Consider the following 16,647-nt stretch of genomic DNA (forward strand, 5'->3'; position numbering starts at 1 on the left):
AGGACATTTCAAATTCGTAGTCGTCTTCGACCACCAGCGCATCGATGTTACGGGCATGCTCCAAAAGCGCATGACGGCGGTCCATCGGCATGGTGGCGGTGGTTGGGCATTGGTGGCTGGGGGTGGTGAAAATCACATCTGCTTCGTTTGAGATCAGATCGGGATTGAGGCCGTCACGATCCACGTTGATGGCGTCAACGTGGCAGCGCGATTGGTTCAAGATGTCGCGCAGGGCGTGGTAGCAAGGGTTTTCGATGGCGGCCGTGCGGCGCTGGGTCAACAGGATTTGTGCGGCGATCCAGAGGGCGTTTTGGGCGCCAAGGGTGATCAGGATTTCTTCGGGGCGGGCAATGATTCCGCGACGGGGCAGGGTGTTGCGCGCGATGAATTCGACCAGCTCTGGGTCATCTTGGTCGTAGTAATCCGCAGTGAGGGCGGTGAAATCTTTTTGTCCCAAGGCCTGCAATGCGCACAGTCGCCAATTGGCGTGGTCAAATAGGCTGGGATCGGTTTGCCCGTAGACAAAAGGGTAGCGATAGTTGGCCCAGTCTTTGGGTTTGTCTGGCGTGTCGCCGCCTGTAAACCGACGGCCCAACGCACGGGTCCAATCGATGCGGTCTTCACGCGGCTTGGGAGGGTCAAAGGACGGCGGAACGGGCGCATTTTCGCTGACGTAATAGCCGGAGCGGCCGCGAGAGGTCAGATAATCGTTGGCCAAAAGCTCTGTGTAGGCCAGCGTAACTGTTATGCGAGACACCCCGAGGTGGGTGGCCAATTTGCGCGACGACGGCAGTTTTTCCCCACGTCGAAAGCGGCCGGACAAGATGCCTTCGGCAATGAGTTGCTGGATTTGCGCCTGAAGCGTGCCCTGGAAACCGGGCGCAAGAAAGAATGTTTCGACAGATATGGCCATAAGGAGACGCTATACTGGACTTATCGCGCTGGCAAACTGGACGTTCACGGCTGGTCCATTTCCGTCAGCTTGTGTTCAAGATTTGCCCGCACTGCAGGCCACTCATGCTGGCAGATAGAATAGACTGCGGTGTCGCGCAGGGTGCCGTTGGCCATAATCATGTGGTTACGCAGAACACCGTCAAATTTTGCCCCAAGGCGTTCTATGGCATTGCGCGAGGCGCGGTTCATGAAATGGGTGCGGAACTCCACTGCGATGCAGTCCAGTTCGTCAAAGGCATGGCCCAGCATCAGCAATTTGCATTCGGTGTTCATCGGACTGCGTTGTGCCGAGGTGCGATACCAGGTGGACCCAATTTCCACACGCCGGTTTGTTTGATCGGCGTTCATGAAGGTGGTCATGCCAACGGCCTTTCCGGAGGCGTCGAGAATGGCAAAAGGCGTCATACCGGGCGTGGCAAGGCGGGCATCAATGTCGGTGGGCACATCGGTGGGCGCAGGAACCATTGTGTACCAGAGTGCGGCCAAGTCGCCGTCCGCTGAGGCGTCGGCCAAGTCAGGGGCATGGTCCTGAGACAGGAGCTCCAATGACACATAGGTGCCAGTCAGCGTGATTGGGGCAGGCCACATGGGACGTCCTTTCAGAAAATACGCCCCCAGCTCGTGATAGAACAGGGGGCGTACAAATGTGATGTGATTTGGTTAGCCAAACACTTTGGTGAGCGCATTGTCGACAGCGTTTGTTATCGCGTCGATGTCATCCGCCGTCGCGATCAGTGCAGGCGAAAATGCAATCACGTTGTTGCGACCCGGCACCGAGCGGTTGGCCGAGCCGATGATCACACCCTGAGCGCCGCAATCCCCAACGATAGCGGCGATGTCTGCTTCGTCCACAGGTTCTTTGGTGTCGCGGTCTTTGACCAATTCGCAGCCAAGGAAAAGCCCTTTGCCGCGCACGTCGCCAATAACCTCGTGCTTTTCCATCAGGGCCTGAAGGTTGCCCATCATGCGCTCGCCCATAGCGGCGCAGTTTTCCAGCAAGCCTTCTTCTTCAATGATGGCCATGTTTTCCAACGCTGCAGCCGGACCTGCGGTGCAGCCACCAAAGGTGGAGATGTCGCGGAAGTGCTCAAGCTTGTCCGAGGGGTCGGCTTTGAACAGGTCAAACACCTCTTCGGTGGTGACCATGCAGGCAATTGCGGCGTAGCCAGAGGCCACACCTTTGGCCATGGTCACAAAGTCCGGCTTGATGCCGTAGTGTTGGTATCCAAACCAATGGGTGCCGGTGCGACCAACACCACAGACCACTTCGTCGATGTGCAGCAGGATGTCATACTGTTTGCAGATTTCCTGAACCCGCTCCCAGTAACCTTCTGGTGGCGTGATCACACCACCACCTGCGGTTACCGGTTCAAGGCAAAGCGCGCCAACAGTGTCTGGACCTTCCTTGAGGATGACTTCTTCGATCTGGTTGGCAGCAGCAACACCAAACTCCCGGCCGGACAGGTGGCCGAGGCCGAGCTCATCTTTGCGATACTCCATGCAATGTGGCACGCGCACAAAACCGGGCGCAAAGGGGCCGTACTGCATGTTGCGTTCATCCTGACCGCCGGCCGACATCGCGGCCAGAGTGCTGCCGTGATAATCACGGTCGCGGTAGAGGATTTTGTGCTTTTTGCCGCCGTATTTTTTGTGGGCAATCTGCCGGATCATTTTGAAGGCTTTTTCATTGGCCTCTGATCCGGAGTTGGTGAAATAGACGCGGCTCATGCCGGGCATCTTGTCGATCAGCTTCTCCGCATAGAGCGCGCCAGGCACGTTGCCTGCAACGTTTGCGAAGTAGCACATCTTCATAAGGTTGGCGTGCACGGCGTTTGCGATGCGCTCGCGACCATAGCCGACGTTGACGGTCCAGACGGCGCCGGACACCGCATCGATGTACTCTTTACCGTTTTGGTCCCACACGCGCATACCTTTGCCCTCGATGATGATGCGAGGATCGTTGGTTTCGAATGGCTTGTGCTGCACGAGATGGTGCCAAACGTGCGCCTTGTCGGCATTTACGACATGGCTGAGGTCGTTATCTTTCAGTGTGCCATCCATGGCGCGAGTCCTCCTGGTAAAGATTCTACTTTGAATTGTGTGTTTAGTGCGGAAACGGTCCGCTACGTGAGACTTCACGCCATCCTCGCGACTTTTTCAAGCAAGATTATAGGGCCAAAAATTATGGCCGTGTAAGGCCAGAAAAGTATCCGAGCGTCTCAAAAAAACCGACAATATGGCATCAAGTCCCTAATTTTTAAGGTTTTCAACCAAATGGTCAAATAACTCCAAACACCCAAAGACACGGGTGCGAGAGGTGGAATTGCTGAAAAAAACATTGATCGGTGCCGCAATTTCCGCTCCCCTCAAGGAGGACGCGCAGTGCCGGCGACCAAAAAAGAGGCTCAAGGCCCAATGACCCCGGCAGGAAGTACGCGCCAGAATCGACAACGGGAGAAATGATAATGAGCTTGAAAACAATGCTGATGGGCGCGGCGGCTTCCACTGCCATGCTGGTAGGTGCGCAAGCGGCGACTGCGGAGATTACCGTGGCCTACTTCCTGGAATGGCCAATGCCGTTCCAATACGCCAAGCAGACCGGCATGTATGAAGAAGCCATGGGCACCACCATCAATTGGGTGAGCTTTGACACCGGCACCGCGATGAGCGCGGCAATGGCGTCAGGTGACGTGCAGATTTCGGTGAGCCAAGGCGTGCCGCCGTTTGTGGTCGCAGCTTCTGCGGGACAGGACATCCAAATCGTGGATGTGGCGGTGAGCTACTCGGACAACGACAACTGTGTTGTTGCTTCGGGACTGGAGATCGACAAAGACAGCGCTGGCGAACTGGCGGGCAAGAAAGTTGCTGTGCCGCTGGGCACCGCTGCGCACTATGGTTTCCTGAGCCAGATGAACCACTTCGGTGTGGATGTGGCCTCCATGGAAGTGGTGGACATGGCCCCAGCTGAAGGTGCTGCGGCACTGGCGCAAGGGTCGCTGGACATGGCTTGTGGTTGGGGTGGTGCGCTGCGTCGCATGACCGAGCACGGCAATGTGTTGCTGACCGGCGCCGAGAAAGAAGAGCTGGGCATTCTGGTGTTTGATGCCACCACGGCGCCTGCGTCCTACATTGCCGAAGATGGTGCGATGCTGGCGAAGTTCCTTGGTGTCACTGCCGCTGCAAATGCGATGTGGGCCGATGAGGCCAACCAGGCCAAAATGTTGCCTGTGATCGCCAAAGATGCGGGCATGACCGAAGAGGACACCGCCTCCACACTTGCAACCTTCAAATTCCCAACTGTGGATGAGCAACTGGGTGGTGCCTGGTTGGGCGGCACTGCGCAAGACTTCATGAAAGGTGTTGCGGGCGTGTTTGTTGGTGCCGGCTCGATCCCAAGTGCATTGGACAGCTATGATGGCGCGGTGAATACCGGACCACTGGAAGCTGCCAAAGGCATGTAACTGCTGAGAAAAGCAGAGCCCGCATCCATTGGGGTGCGGGCTTTGTCTTCAATATTTCCCAAAGAACAGGCGGGCCAACCGCCGTGCGTCGCCAAAGCGATGCCCAATGTCAGATAGGGACCATGACCGGATTATCCATAGAAAACCTGTCCATGCGCTTTGACTTGCCCAACGGCAGTCATGTGCAAGCGCTGAAGGACGTAAGCCTTGATCTCAAACAGGGTGAGTTGCTGAGCGTGCTGGGGCCGTCTGGCTGTGGCAAAACCACGTTGCTGAATATTGCGGCGGGATTTTTGGCGCCCACGGAAGGGCGGATTGTGCTCAACGGGCACCAAGTATTTGGGCCAGATGCCGAACGCGGCATGGTGTTTCAGCAAGGTGCGCTGTTTGAGTGGATGAGCGTGCGCGACAACGTGCGGTTTGGCCCCGACATGAAAGGCATGCCGAAGTCCGAGAGTGCCGAGATTGTCGACCACCTGCTGGATGTGGTGGGCTTGCAGGACTTCAAAGAAAAGATGGTTTATGAGCTGTCAGGCGGGATGCAGCAGCGCGTGGCCCTGGCGCGGTGCTTGGCCAATGACCCGGATGTGATCCTGATGGATGAGCCGCTGGGCGCGTTGGATGCGCTGACTCGAGAGAGAATGCAGAGCCTTGTGCTCAAGCTTTGGAAAGAAACCGGCAAGACCATCATCTTGATCACCCACTCGGTGGATGAGGCGCTGTTGCTGGGCGAAAGGCTGTTGGTGATGGCACCGCGGCCAGGGCGTATCCACAAAGAATACCGCCTGCCATTTGCGGACATGGGGGTCGGTGCAGATTTGCGGGAGGTGAAGAAACACCCTGACTATGCCCCAACACGCGAAGAGATCCTCAACATGATCTGGAACATGGAAGAAGAGATCATGGGCCGCAGTGAGGAGAGCGCATAATATGGGACAGATTTTTACAGATCTTGGTGGCGAGCTGATCACGCTTTTGATTTCGGTGGTGGGCGCACTGCCCTATGTCATCCTCTATGTAGGCTTGATTTTACTGGCCTCTTTCCTGTTCACGCAGGTGAAGCAGCGTCTGTCATCCAGACGAGATTACACATCACTTAAGACGGTGACGTTTGGCGATGAAAGCGCGGTGATCTCCAACAAAGCGGCCTCGGTGATATCGATTGTGCTGATCTTTGTCATCTGGGGTGCGTTCACCGGGTCATCGTTGCTGCCGAAGTTCCTGCACGCGCCGGGCCCTTTTGTGGGTGAGGCGTCATTCACTTACACAGTGGAAGCCGCAGGGGGTGCGACCGCCGACGCAACAGTTGATGTGCTGGTGCATGAGGCCGGTGAAAAGCCCGAGGCGCCGGTTGTTGCCGACAATGAAGGTATCGCCAAAAATGATTCTCTGGTTGTTCAAGCCTACCGCTCAAAGCTGCTGCGCTGGGATGCCAATGATGAGGTGACCCGCAAAGATGGCGCCAAGATCATTGCGGTTGATGGGCAACCGATTGATCGGGATACGGATGTTCAAGTGGGTTTTGGCCGTGTGGCATTGACCGACAAAGGCACGTTGAACTTTGAACCCTCCAAAGGCTGGCAGATGGAAGATATCTGGTTGCCTGCGCCGGAAAGCGTGTGGAAGCGGCTGATTTCGGTGAGCCAGGATGGGTATCAGAACGTCACATTGGCAGAGCATTTGAGCTACTCATTGTTCCGCGTGATTGTGGGCTTTGCGCTGGGTGCGGCGGTGGGTATTCCGCTGGGCTATGCCATGGGGCTGTCCAATTGGTTCCGCGGCTGGTTTGATCCAATTGTGGAATTCATGCGCCCGGTGCCGCCATTGGCACTGATTCCGCTGGTGATCATCTGGGCCGGGATTGGCGAGCAGGGTAAAATCATCCTGCTGTTCCTCGCGGCACTCTGGATCATGGCCATTGGCGCACGATCTGGTGTGTCCGGCGTGAACATCACCAAGGTACACGCAGCTTACTCGCTTGGGGCCAACAAGCGCCAAATTCTGCGCCATGTGATCATTCCAAACTCCTTGCCGGAGATCTTTACGGCGGCACGTGTGGCCATGGGGGTTTGCTGGGGCACGGTTGTGGCAGCGGAACTTGTCGCAGCGGAAAAAGGTGTTGGTAAGATGATTGTGGCGGCATCCAAGTTTCAGGACACCGACATCGTTTTGATGGGCATTATTCTGATCGGGATCATCGGCTTTGGCATTGATATGCTGATGCGCTGGGCGGAAAAATACCTGGTGCCGTGGAAAGGCAAAGCCTGATCAAGCAGAGGGCGTCAACTCCAGCGCACTCTTCTTGGATATTTTGAGAAAATGAGATTAGGGCCGATGCAAAAGCGTCGGTCCTTTTTGCAGTGAGGTTGACTTTGGCGGCGGGACCTATATGTGGAGCGGGTCGTTGCGCAGCCGCGTGAGCATGCCGCGCCGGGGTTTGTCTTTTCCAAAGAGACCTGACTGGCGCATCAGCGACACCTCTCGTTCCCATCACGCAGGGTTCCAACGGACAGGCCGGGCGTGCGCAAAATGATTTGTGCCGTGGCGGTGCTGCCGAACCCGATTGCGGCCCCTTGGCGGGGTCGATGACGTTTTGCTGCGTGACGCTGAGGGCGCGCGCGGCGTGAAAGGACATTTTGTGTCAACATTCGAGCAGCTGGGCCTGTCGCCCACTATTCTAAAAGGCTTGGAAAAAGCCGGTTTTGACAAACCAACCCCTATTCAGGAGAAAGCCATTCCTTTGGCGCTGGATGGGCACGACATCATGGGGCTGGCACAGACCGGCACAGGTAAATCGCTGGCGTTTGGCCTGCCAATGATGGATCGGCTTTTGGCGACGCCAGGGCGTCCTATGCCAAAATCCGTAAAAGCGCTGGTGCTGGCACCAACGCGTGAGTTGGTCAATCAGATCGCTGAAAACCTGCGCCCGATGGTGCAGGGCACGCCGATGAAGGTCATGACCGTGGTTGGTGGGCAATCCATCAATCGCCAAATTGGCATGCTGAAGCGTGGCTGTGACATTTTGGTGGCCACGCCGGGTCGCCTTATTGATCTGTTGGATCGCCGCGAAATTGACCTGTCCACGGTTGGCTATCTGGTGCTGGACGAAGCAGACCAGATGTTGGACATGGGCTTCATTCACAGCCTGCGCAAAATTGCGCCGCACCTGGGCACTCCACGTCAAACCATGCTGTTTTCCGCAACCATGCCCAAGCAGATGAATGAGCTGAGCGGGAGTTACCTGACCAACCCGAAGCGGGTGGAATGTGCCCCTCCCGGCAAGACCGCGGATAAGATCACGCAGTCGGTTGAGTTCCACGAAAAAGGCGAGAAGCGCACGCGTTTGCGCGAAATCTTGACGGAAAACAAAGATGCAACCACGCTGATTTTCTCACGCACCAAACACGGTGCGGAGCGGATGATGAAGCAGTTGGTTGCCGAAGGCTTCAATGCGGCCTCGATCCACGGCAACAAAAGCCAAGGTCAGCGTGATCGGGCCATCAAGGCATTCCGTGAGGGCGACATTACCATTCTTGTGGCCACCGATGTTGCGGCGCGCGGCATTGATATTCCGGCTATCTCGCTGGTGATCAACTTTGACCTGCCCAATGTTGCGGAAAGCTATGTGCACCGTATTGGCCGCACCGCGCGCGCGGGGCGTGATGGGCAGGCAATTTCTTTCTGTGCGTCGGATGAGCGGGATTATCTGAAGGATATTGAAAAGCTGATTGGCCGTAAGTTTGACCGGCCGGATTGGGAACCTTCTGAAGGCAGCAAGCAATATGCGCGGGACGCGCGGGCTGCTGCTGGTCAGGGGCAGAAATCCCGTGGTCGTGGTGGAGCAAACGCTGGTGGTAAACCGGGTGGCAAGCCAGGTGGCAATGCCGGTGGGAACGCCGGTGGCAAACCTGGGGCAGGGCGTCGCCGGCGCAATCGGCCGCGTAAGTCTGCCGCATAAAGCACAATAAGAAACAGCCGCAGACGGAAATCTGCGGCTGTTTCTTTTTAAGGGTTTTGGGGCGACGTTACGCCATTGGCACGCCGCTGATGGATTTGGTTTCGCAGAACTCTTCCAAGCCCCAGGTGCCGCCTTCGCGACCGTTGCCGGATTGGCCGTATCCACCAAATGGCGAGCCATTGATGCGCGACACACCATTGGTTTCCACCATGCCAGACCGCACCTGACGGGCAACGCGCAGGCGTTTTTCGTCGTCTTGTGTCTGGATGTAGTTGGTCAGGCCATACACCGTGTCATTGGCCATTTGCACGGCTTGCTCTTCGCTTTCAAACGGCGTGATGGCCAGTACCGGCCCGAAGATTTCTTCGCGGTAAATGGTCATATCCGGGGTCACATCCGCAAAAACGGTAGGGCGCACGAAGAAGCCTTTGTTCATGCCTTCCGGACGGCCCAAACCACCAGAGACCAAAGTGGCACCTTCTTTGATGCCGGTTTCGATCAGACCTTGGATTTTGTTGAACTGCAGCTCGGAAACCACAGGGCCGATGTGGCGGCCGGACTCGGTTGTGGCCCCAACTTGTGTGGCATCGGCTGCGGCTTTGGCCTGCTCGACGGCTTCAGCGTAGCGGCTGCTCTCGACCATCATGCGGGTGGGGGCGTTGCAGGATTGGCCAGAGTTTTGCATGCAGTGGATCACGCCACGTTTGACGGCTTTCTCATCTGCGTCGGCAAAGATGATGTTGGCGCCCTTGCCACCCAGCTCAAGGCTAACACGCTTAAGTGTATCCGCGGCGGCTTTGGAGATGGCGATGCCTGCGCGGGTGGAACCGGTGAAGGAGACCATGTCCACGTCCGGGTGTGCGGACAGCTGGGAGCCAACCCCCACACCGTCACCATTGACCATGTTGAAGACGCCTGCCGGGAAGCCGGCTTCGTCCATCATCTCGGTGAAGACAATGGAGGAGAGGGGGGCGACTTCGGATGGTTTCAGCACCATAGTGCAGCCAACGAGCAGTGCCGGAATGGCTTTCAGGAAGACCTGATTCATCGGCCAGTTCCAGGGTGTGATCATGGCGCAGACGCCAATGGGTTCTTTGCGCATGCGGTCCGAACCCATGGCATATTCGAACTCGAAGTTTTCAAGTGCTTCGAGGAACCCATCAAGGTGCCAAACACCGGCGCCCCATTGGCTGTTTTTGGCCAGATCGGTGGGTGCGCCCATTTCGAGCCGCATGGCTTCGGCCATGTCATCGCGGCGGGCCATGTAGACCTCACGCAGTTTTTTGACTAGCGCCACGCGCTCGTCGAGTGGGGTGTCAGCCCAAGCTGGGAAGGCGGCGCGCGCTGCCGCAACAGCGGCATCGGTGTCAGACTGGTCGCCGAGCGAAATGACAGCGCAGGTGTCTTCGGTGGCGGGGTCAATGACAGGCAGGTCATTGGCGGCAACAGGGTCGACCCATTGGCCGTTGATGTAGAATTGGCGTTTCTCGATCATGGTGTTCACTCCCTCTCGATCTTGGCGTCACTGTGCGCGGCAAAACAGGGGGCCGCAAGTGGGCGCGACGCGCGGTCACAAGTAATTTGATCAAATTATTTCTTCGGGTAAAGGGGTGGTGTTCAAAAAAGACAGATGTAGTCTGCGGACAGTCGTTTTGCGACTGAGAACTGTTTTTACATCCCGCCCCACCCGCGAGAATTGTCTCGCCTGACGTTGGCAAGGCAGGATGCGACCCACAGAGAGGGAGAAACCCATGGGCTTGCGAATCAATGATGTTGTGCCAAATTTCACCGCAGAGACGGATCAGGGCACGATCACTTTTCACGACTGGATTGGCGACAGCTGGGCCATCCTATTCTCTCACCCCAAAGACTTCACGCCGGTTTGTACCACTGAGTTTGGTGCCGTCGCTCAGCTTGCCGATGAGTGGCAGAAGCGCAGCACCAAGGTGATCGGCGTGTCCGTAGACGGCGTGGAAGATCACAAAGGCTGGAAAAAAGACATCGAGGCTTATGCGGGCACTGGCGCGGGGTTCCCGATCATTGCTGACGACGGTTTGGCGGTGTCCAAAGCCTTCGACATGCTGCCGGCAGAGGCCTATCTGCCGGACGGTCGCACACCTGCAGACAGCGCAACTGTGCGCTCCGTTTTCATCATTGGGCCGGACAAACAACTGAAGCTGTCGATGACCTATCCAATGAACGTAGGGCGGAATTTTGCTGAGGTTCTGCGCGCACTGGATGGCTTGCAGACCGCTTCCAAAGAAAACGTTGCCACCCCGGCGAACTGGACCCCAGGCGGCGATGTGGTGATCCCTGTTGCGGTGAGCGACGCGGACGCAAAAGCCAAATACGGGGAGTTCACAACGCATTTCCCATACCTGCGCACCACCAAGCTGCCAGGCTAAGTCGGGCAACTTCGACCCTAAGAGTTGGAAGGCGCGCCGCGGTATCGGCGCGCTTTTTTGTTGGGATAGCTGCCTAATCTTGATCTGACGCCGGGTAATTTTTCCGCGCGAACTATTTGGCCTGAAGAGTTAAGCGGCTGGAAACTGTTTTGTTCGAAGAAGAGCAGGATGACCCAACGTGCGCAATATCTCCCGGCGATTCTCGCTGTTGTCTTTTGCCTGACCGTGACTCCGGTTTTGGCAATTGTCAGCGCGCCTGTGAAAGCAGGCGGGCCGGTTTTGGTTGTCGCGCGCCCTGGGACAGATCTGACAGACCTGATCGAAACCTCTGGCGGCCAAGTGGTGGGGGTAACACGCGCCCCGCTGGCGGTCATGGGATGGTCAGAAGACGATGCATTTGAACAGAGACTGAAACGAAACGGAGCATGGGCCATTTTGGACGGCGAAGCGCTGGCCTGGCTGTGTGGAGAGACGACATGACTGATGATCTGAAATTGACAAAGGCCCGTCAGACGGGCGTGAAAGTTTTGGCCATTGTGGCAGCCGTGTTGGGCGCTACTGCCGCAGCGATTGCCTTTATGCGGGGCGGACAAGTTGTGATGATTGGCATGTCCGCAGGTGTTTTTGCGGGGCTGGCGTTTTATGCGTTCCAGCTGGGCGCCACCTTGGCGGCACGCTTGAGTGTGACCGTGGCTGTGATTGGTCAAATCGCTGTGATTCTGGCCGCCATGGCTGGTCATGCGTGGCAGCTGGATGTGCATATGGTGTTTTTTGCGGCCCTGGCGATGCTCACGTTGATGACTTGTCCGGCGTCTCTGCTGGTTGGGGCGGGCGTGACCGCTGTACACCACTTGGTGCTGACCTTCTTTTGGCCTGCGATGGTGTACCCGTCTGTGGATCTGATGGAGAATATTGGCCGCACCGTGCTGCACGCGGTTGTTGTGATCGCGGAGACCGGCATTTTGCTGACCTCAGTCATGACCACGCTGCGCCAGATGAACGAACGTAACAAAGAGCAAGCGGTGTTGTCGGAAACGATGGAAGCACTGAAGGTCGAAAAAACCGGTATCGAGGGGCGTCAGCAGGCACAGGCCGAGGTGGTGAACACCCTGCATGAGCGTTTGACACGTATTGCGGGCGGCAACCTGGATGCCACCATCAACCATACGTTTGATGCGAGCTATGAGGCGCTGCGCAAGAGCTTTAACGATGCGGTGTCTTCACTGAGTGGGATCATCACGTCGGTGACCTCTGTGTCCAGTCAGATTGAAGTGGACAGCCGAGAGTTGGCTGAAGTGTCCAACAGTGTGGCCCATAGCACCGAGAAACAAGCGAGTGCGTTGCAAGGGGTGACCGATGCGGTGGAGCAGATAGCCGATGCCATGAACGGCGCGGTTGAGAAAGCCAAATCTACACAGGAGCGGTTTGACAACACTCGCAACATGACCAGCAACGGTGCGGAAGTGGTGCGTCAGGCCGTGAGTACAATGGATGAGATTGAGGCGTCTTCTTCGCAGATCGATCACGTGGTGACTTTGATCGAGGATATCGCCTTTCAGACCAACTTGTTGGCGTTGAACGCCGGTGTGGAAGCGGCGCGGGCTGGTGAAGCCGGCGCGGGGTTTGCAATTGTGGCCTCTGAGGTGCGGGAATTGGCGCATCGATCCGCGGAAGCAGCCCAGAATATCAACACACTGATTTCCGAGAGCAACGGGCATGTGACCAATGGGGTGGCGCTGGTGCGTCAAGTTGGGGATGCGCTTGAGGCGATCCTTGGGGATGTGAACCAAGTGTCGGGCAATGTGGCTGAAATCTCGGATGTGTCCAGCGTGCAGGCGCAGTCGGTTGAGAAGATCCGCGGCAGCATGCAGACCATTGGCGGTGCAACGCAGGCCAATGCCGCGCGGGCTGAAGAGGCCTCGGCTGCCACTTCTAGCCTCGACCGGGCTGTCGATCAGCTGGTTGATGTGCTCGGCGGGTTTAGTGTCGCGGCCAAAACCGCGGAAACCGGCGCCGTAGAGATGTTTGACGAAGACGGTGACGATGATCGCTGGGCCGCCGCCTGACGTATTGACTGAGGCCAAATGAAAAGCGCCGGTGAGAAGTCACCGGCGCTTTTGTTTTGTTTTGTTTGGGTGTTTGGGGTTTATTCGCCGTAAGGCACCCAGATGTTTTTGACTTCTGTGGATGCCTGCAAGAACGCGCGGCCTTCGCCTTCTGCGCCCATCCAGTCCCGTGCCAAACCGTTGTTGACCCAGGTGCGCTTGAGATTGCCCGCGCTGGCACGTTCGATCTCTGCGGAGACATCAGTGGACGAGAACGACCAAACCGCATCCACATCGAGGTGGCTCGCCAGTGGGGCCGCCAGCTCCGCGTGGGAGCCTGTGAGGATGTTGACCACACCACCAGGCACGTCTGAGGTGTCCAGAACTTGATAGAAATCGGTGGCGGCCAGTGGGAAGGCTTCTGAGGCCACCAGCACCGCGCGGTTGCCCATCGCAATGGCTGGCGCCATGGCGGAGATCAGTCCCAGGAGCGGCGCGTCGTCGGCGCAAAGCGCGCCAATCACACCCACTGGTTCTTTCATGGCCAGCGCGACGCCACGAATGGGCACGCCATGCGCCTGACCGTCATATTTGTCAGCCCAGGCAGCGTAGGTGAAGAGGCGGCGGATTGAGGTTTCGACCTCTGCAGCGCCGGTCTTTCCGCCGGTCAGAAGGTTCACGCGGGTGGCAAACTCGTCTTTGCGGGCCGAGAGGTTTTCCGCGATGTAGTAGAGGATTTGCGCCCGTAGATGACCTGTGGTGCCGGACCAGCCTTTGGCGGCATGGGCGGCCTCAACGGCGTTTCGAACGTCTTTGCGGTTGGCAATGGGGACTTGGCCCAGAAGTGCGCCGGACTTGCCATAGATGTTCTGGCTGTAGCCACCATCAGGACGAGCTTGCTTGCCACCAACGTAGAGTTTTGGCGTGCGATCGAGCGGATCGGTCGGGCCTTTTTCACCGGTGAAGGCTTCGACAAGCTTAAGCGCCTTGGGCGCACCTTTGGGTTTGGTGTAAGCTGCCAGACCTTCCCAGCCACCTTCGCGGCCATAGCCGCTTTCGCGTACGCCGCCAAAGCCTGCAGCGGCGTCAAACAGGTTGGTCGCGTTGACCCAGACCACACCAGCCACGAGCTTGGGCGCGATGTCGAGCGCGAGGTTTACGTTCTCGGTCCAGAGTGTGGCGGCCAGGCCATAGCGAGTGTTGTTGGCCAGCGCGACCGCCTCCGATGGGGTGCGGAAGGTGGTGGAAACCAATACCGGGCCAAAGATTTCTTCTTGCATCAGCTTGGACGACGGAGCGAGGCCGGTGATCAGGGTTGGCGGGTAGAAACAGCCTTCAACAGGCATCTCGATCGGGGCGTGGTAGGTCTCGCCGTCGGTGTTACCTGCGACCATATCAGTGATGGCTTGCAGCTGAACCGGGTCGACTATCGCGCCGACGTCGATGCATTTGTCGAGCGGGTTGCCGATGCGCAGACCGTCCATGCGGGTTCTGAGTTTGCGATAGAACGTCTCGGCAATGCCTTCCTGCACCAGAAGGCGGGAGCCCGCGCAGCAGACCTGGCCCTGGTTGAACCAGATCGCATCAACCAGACCTTCGATGGCGGAGTCGATGTCGGCATCTTCAAAGACGATGTAAGGCGACTTGCCGCCCAGTTCCAACGTGAGAGACTTGCCGGAGCCTGCGGTGGCTTCGCGGATGCGCTTGCCGACGTCAGTCGAGCCGGTGAACGCAACCTTGTTGATGTCCTCGTGGTTGGTGATCATCTCACCCACAGCACCATCGCCGGTGACGATGTTCACAACACCTGCTGGCAGGCCTGCCTGCTGACAGATGTCGGCAAAGGCCATGGCGGTGAGCGAGGTGTACTCAGCAGGTTTCAAAACCACGGTATTGCCCATGGCCAAGGCAGGCGCAACTTTCCATGCGAGCATCAGAAGTGGGAAGTTCCAAGGGATGATCTGGCCGCAGACACCCAGTGCCTGTGCGTTGGGCAGTTCGGCTTCCATGAGCTGTGCCATGCCGGCGTGGTAGTAGAAGTGGCGCTGCACCAGTGGAATGTCGATGTCGCGGCTTTCGCGAATTGGTTTGCCGTTGTCCAGCGTCTCCAGCACGGCAAACAGGCGGCTGTGTTTTTGCAGCAAACGTGCAATGGCGTAGAGGTATTTGGCGCGACCGTGGCCGCCGAGGCCTTCCCATTTGGGCTGAGCCTTGCGTGCGGCTGCCGCTGCGGCGTTGATCTCGTCCTGACTGGCCTGTGTCAAGTCAGCCAGAGTTTCGCCGTTGGCCGGGTTCTTGGACTGGAAGTCTTTGCGTGGTGTGGTCCACTCGCCGTCGATGAAATGGCCAAAGGCGGCGCCTTGATCGACAATCCAGGCAAGCGCATCAGCGGCACTTTCGGGGGCGGGGCCGTAATCCATGGTGTTAAAAATCTCTTTAACGGTCATTTGTCTTCCCCTTACGAGGTTATCTTGTGAAGCGCGGCCTGAAGATCTTCGGCGGGCACTGTTTCGCTGTGCAAAATGCCGGCCATAACAGCTTCGGCAATTTGGGCGGTGGATTTGTCGAGAAGGTCCGGCTGTGTGTGGGCGTATTCAAAAGCCTCTTGCAGGAAGTCTGCAAGCCGGGCCTCCAAATGGCCACCAGGCAGGTGCTCGTCGCAACGGGCGACCCACGTCCTTTGGGACCAGACCTTCATCCGTAGAAGGTACTGATCCGGAATGGGCGCGGAAGTGTCTGGGGCTGCGCTCACGGCTCTGTCCTTACGCCATTGCGTGGCGGTAGTTGGCCGAATACTGGCCCGTCACGTGGTGCTCCAGCTGGCGTTCGATGTCGCCCAGCAGGGAGGAGGCGCCAAAGCGGAACAGGTCCGGTTGCAGCCAACGGTCGCCAAGTTCGTCTTTGATCAGTGACAGGTACACCAGAGAGTCTTTGGCTTTGGAGATGCCGCCTGCGGGTTTGTAACCCACGCGGAATCCGGTGCGATCGTAGTAGTCGCGGATGGCGCGGATCATCACCAACGACACGGGCAATGTGGCGTTCACGCTTTCCTTGCCGGTGGAGGTCTTGATGAAGTCAGCCCCCGCCATCATGCAGACCAGCGAGGCACGGGCGACATTGCGCAGCGTGCCCAACTCACCGGTGGCCAAGATGGCTTTCACGTGGGCATCGCCGCAGGCTTCGCGCATCTCTTTCATTTCATCATACAGCGCCTGCCAATTGCCTTGCAGCACGTGGCGACGGGTGATGACGATGTCGATTTCCTCGGCGCCCGCTTTCACACTTTCACTAATTTCAGCGATGCGCAGGTGATATGGGGAGAGGCCCGCCGGGAAGCCGGTGGACACTGCGGCCACGGGGATCCCGGTGCTTTTCAACGAGGACACAGCCGTTTCGATCATGTCGTGATAGACACAAACCGCGCCGGTGGTCAGGCCTTGCATGCCAAGCGCATCAAGGATGTCCGCGCGCACCGGCTGTTTGGCCTTGGCGCAGAGGCGCTCTACGCGGCCTTCGCTGTCATCGCCTGACAGGGTGGTCAGATCGATCAGGGAGATCGCCTTGCACAGCCACGCGGCCTGATAGTCTTTCTTGACCGAGCGGCGGCCCGGCAAGGTCTTTGCGCGGCGTTCGATGGCCGAGGTGTTGGCTTGCGCGGTGCGAACCCAATCAAGGTCCAGCGCCATGCCAGGATTGCGCGGTTCCAGCGCTGTGGGCAGTTGATGCCCTTCGGCGGTAATGGTGGGCGTTTGCATCGGTCCATCCTGTTGCGGAAAACAGGGATCAAAATGCCTCAGAAACTAGGGCTTTGGCAAGTCGCAGAA

At 57.8% G+C, this 16,647-nt stretch carries 14 protein-coding genes; 7 read left to right on the plus strand and 7 right to left on the minus strand.

Annotated features, from left to right (window positions below; all coding sequences use genetic code 11):
• The 3 genes from QZ517_RS08645 to QZ517_RS08655 all read right to left on the minus strand — a co-directional run.
• A partial coding sequence (locus QZ517_RS08645; protein ID WP_294225215.1) for a PLP-dependent aminotransferase family protein occupies positions 1 to 913 on the minus strand: 913 nt, incomplete at its 3' end.
• 44 nt (positions 914 to 957) lie between these two features.
• Positions 958 to 1,542: a GNAT family protein gene (locus tag QZ517_RS08650; RefSeq protein WP_294225218.1), complete on the minus strand. Its 585-nt coding sequence runs from the start codon at positions 1,540 to 1,542 to the stop codon at positions 958 to 960.
• 72 nt (positions 1,543 to 1,614) lie between these two features.
• Positions 1,615 to 3,015 carry an aminotransferase class III-fold pyridoxal phosphate-dependent enzyme gene (locus QZ517_RS08655; protein ID WP_294225221.1) on the minus strand — a complete coding sequence of 467 codons (1,401 nt, stop codon included), beginning with the start codon at positions 3,013 to 3,015 and terminating at the stop codon, positions 1,615 to 1,617.
• Positions 3,016 to 3,419: 404 nt separating this feature from the next.
• On the opposite strand from QZ517_RS08655, the gene QZ517_RS08660 reads away from it, so the two are divergent.
• The 4 genes from QZ517_RS08660 to QZ517_RS08675 all read left to right on the plus strand — a co-directional run bounded on the left by QZ517_RS08660 (position 3,420) and on the right by QZ517_RS08675 (position 8,373).
• Positions 3,420 to 4,415, plus strand: a complete 996-nt coding sequence (locus QZ517_RS08660; RefSeq protein WP_294225224.1) for an ABC transporter substrate-binding protein — start codon at positions 3,420 to 3,422, stop codon at positions 4,413 to 4,415.
• 122 nt (positions 4,416 to 4,537) lie between these two features.
• Positions 4,538 to 5,344: an ABC transporter ATP-binding protein gene (locus QZ517_RS08665; RefSeq protein WP_294225227.1), complete on the plus strand. Its 807-nt coding sequence runs from the start codon at positions 4,538 to 4,540 to the stop codon at positions 5,342 to 5,344.
• 1 nt (position 5,345) lies between these two features.
• Positions 5,346 to 6,683 (plus strand): ABC transporter permease, encoded by a 1,338-nt coding sequence (locus QZ517_RS08670; RefSeq protein ID WP_294225229.1) that lies wholly within the window; start codon positions 5,346 to 5,348, stop codon positions 6,681 to 6,683.
• A gap of 370 nt (positions 6,684 to 7,053) precedes the next feature.
• Positions 7,054 to 8,373 carry a DEAD/DEAH box helicase gene (locus QZ517_RS08675; protein ID WP_294225232.1) on the plus strand — a complete coding sequence of 440 codons (1,320 nt, stop codon included), beginning with the start codon at positions 7,054 to 7,056 and terminating at the stop codon, positions 8,371 to 8,373.
• Between the two features lie 67 nt (positions 8,374 to 8,440).
• Here QZ517_RS08675 and QZ517_RS08680 read toward each other — a convergent pair whose 3' ends face one another.
• Entirely contained in the window at positions 8,441 to 9,868 is a 1,428-nt protein-coding gene (locus QZ517_RS08680; RefSeq protein WP_294225235.1) for an aldehyde dehydrogenase family protein, read from the minus strand.
• A gap of 256 nt (positions 9,869 to 10,124) precedes the next feature.
• On the opposite strand from QZ517_RS08680, the gene QZ517_RS08685 reads away from it, so the two are divergent.
• The 3 genes from QZ517_RS08685 to QZ517_RS08695 all read left to right on the plus strand — a co-directional run bounded on the left by QZ517_RS08685 (position 10,125) and on the right by QZ517_RS08695 (position 12,844).
• Positions 10,125 to 10,778 carry a peroxiredoxin gene (locus tag QZ517_RS08685; RefSeq protein ID WP_294225238.1) on the plus strand — a complete coding sequence of 218 codons (654 nt, stop codon included), beginning with the start codon at positions 10,125 to 10,127 and terminating at the stop codon, positions 10,776 to 10,778.
• A gap of 168 nt (positions 10,779 to 10,946) precedes the next feature.
• Positions 10,947 to 11,258, plus strand: a complete 312-nt coding sequence (locus QZ517_RS08690; protein ID WP_294225241.1) for a hypothetical protein — start codon at positions 10,947 to 10,949, stop codon at positions 11,256 to 11,258.
• Complete coding sequence (locus QZ517_RS08695) at positions 11,255 to 12,844, plus strand: methyl-accepting chemotaxis protein (protein ID WP_294225244.1); 1,590 nt, start codon at positions 11,255 to 11,257, stop codon at positions 12,842 to 12,844. Before QZ517_RS08690 ends, QZ517_RS08695 begins: the two co-directional genes overlap by 4 nt.
• 80 nt (positions 12,845 to 12,924) lie before the next feature.
• Here QZ517_RS08695 and QZ517_RS08700 read toward each other — a convergent pair whose 3' ends face one another.
• Genes QZ517_RS08700 through deoC form a run of 3 tightly spaced genes read right to left on the minus strand, consistent with a single transcriptional unit; the run spans position 12,925 to position 16,578 of the window.
• A complete protein-coding gene (locus QZ517_RS08700) occupies positions 12,925 to 15,270 on the minus strand; it encodes an aldehyde dehydrogenase family protein (RefSeq protein WP_294225249.1) in 2,346 nt (781 codons plus the stop codon).
• A gap of 11 nt (positions 15,271 to 15,281) precedes the next feature.
• Positions 15,282 to 15,575, minus strand: coding sequence for a hypothetical protein (locus QZ517_RS08705; protein WP_294225252.1), 294 nt, complete (start codon positions 15,573 to 15,575; stop codon positions 15,282 to 15,284).
• A gap of 10 nt (positions 15,576 to 15,585) precedes the next feature.
• Positions 15,586 to 16,578 (minus strand): deoxyribose-phosphate aldolase, encoded by a 993-nt coding sequence (gene deoC, locus QZ517_RS08710; RefSeq protein ID WP_294225255.1) that lies wholly within the window; start codon positions 16,576 to 16,578, stop codon positions 15,586 to 15,588.
• Positions 16,579 to 16,647 lie beyond the last annotated feature (69 nt).

This window comes from uncultured Shimia sp., assembly GCF_913054185.1.
GTDB lineage: Bacteria > Pseudomonadota > Alphaproteobacteria > Rhodobacterales > Rhodobacteraceae > Shimia.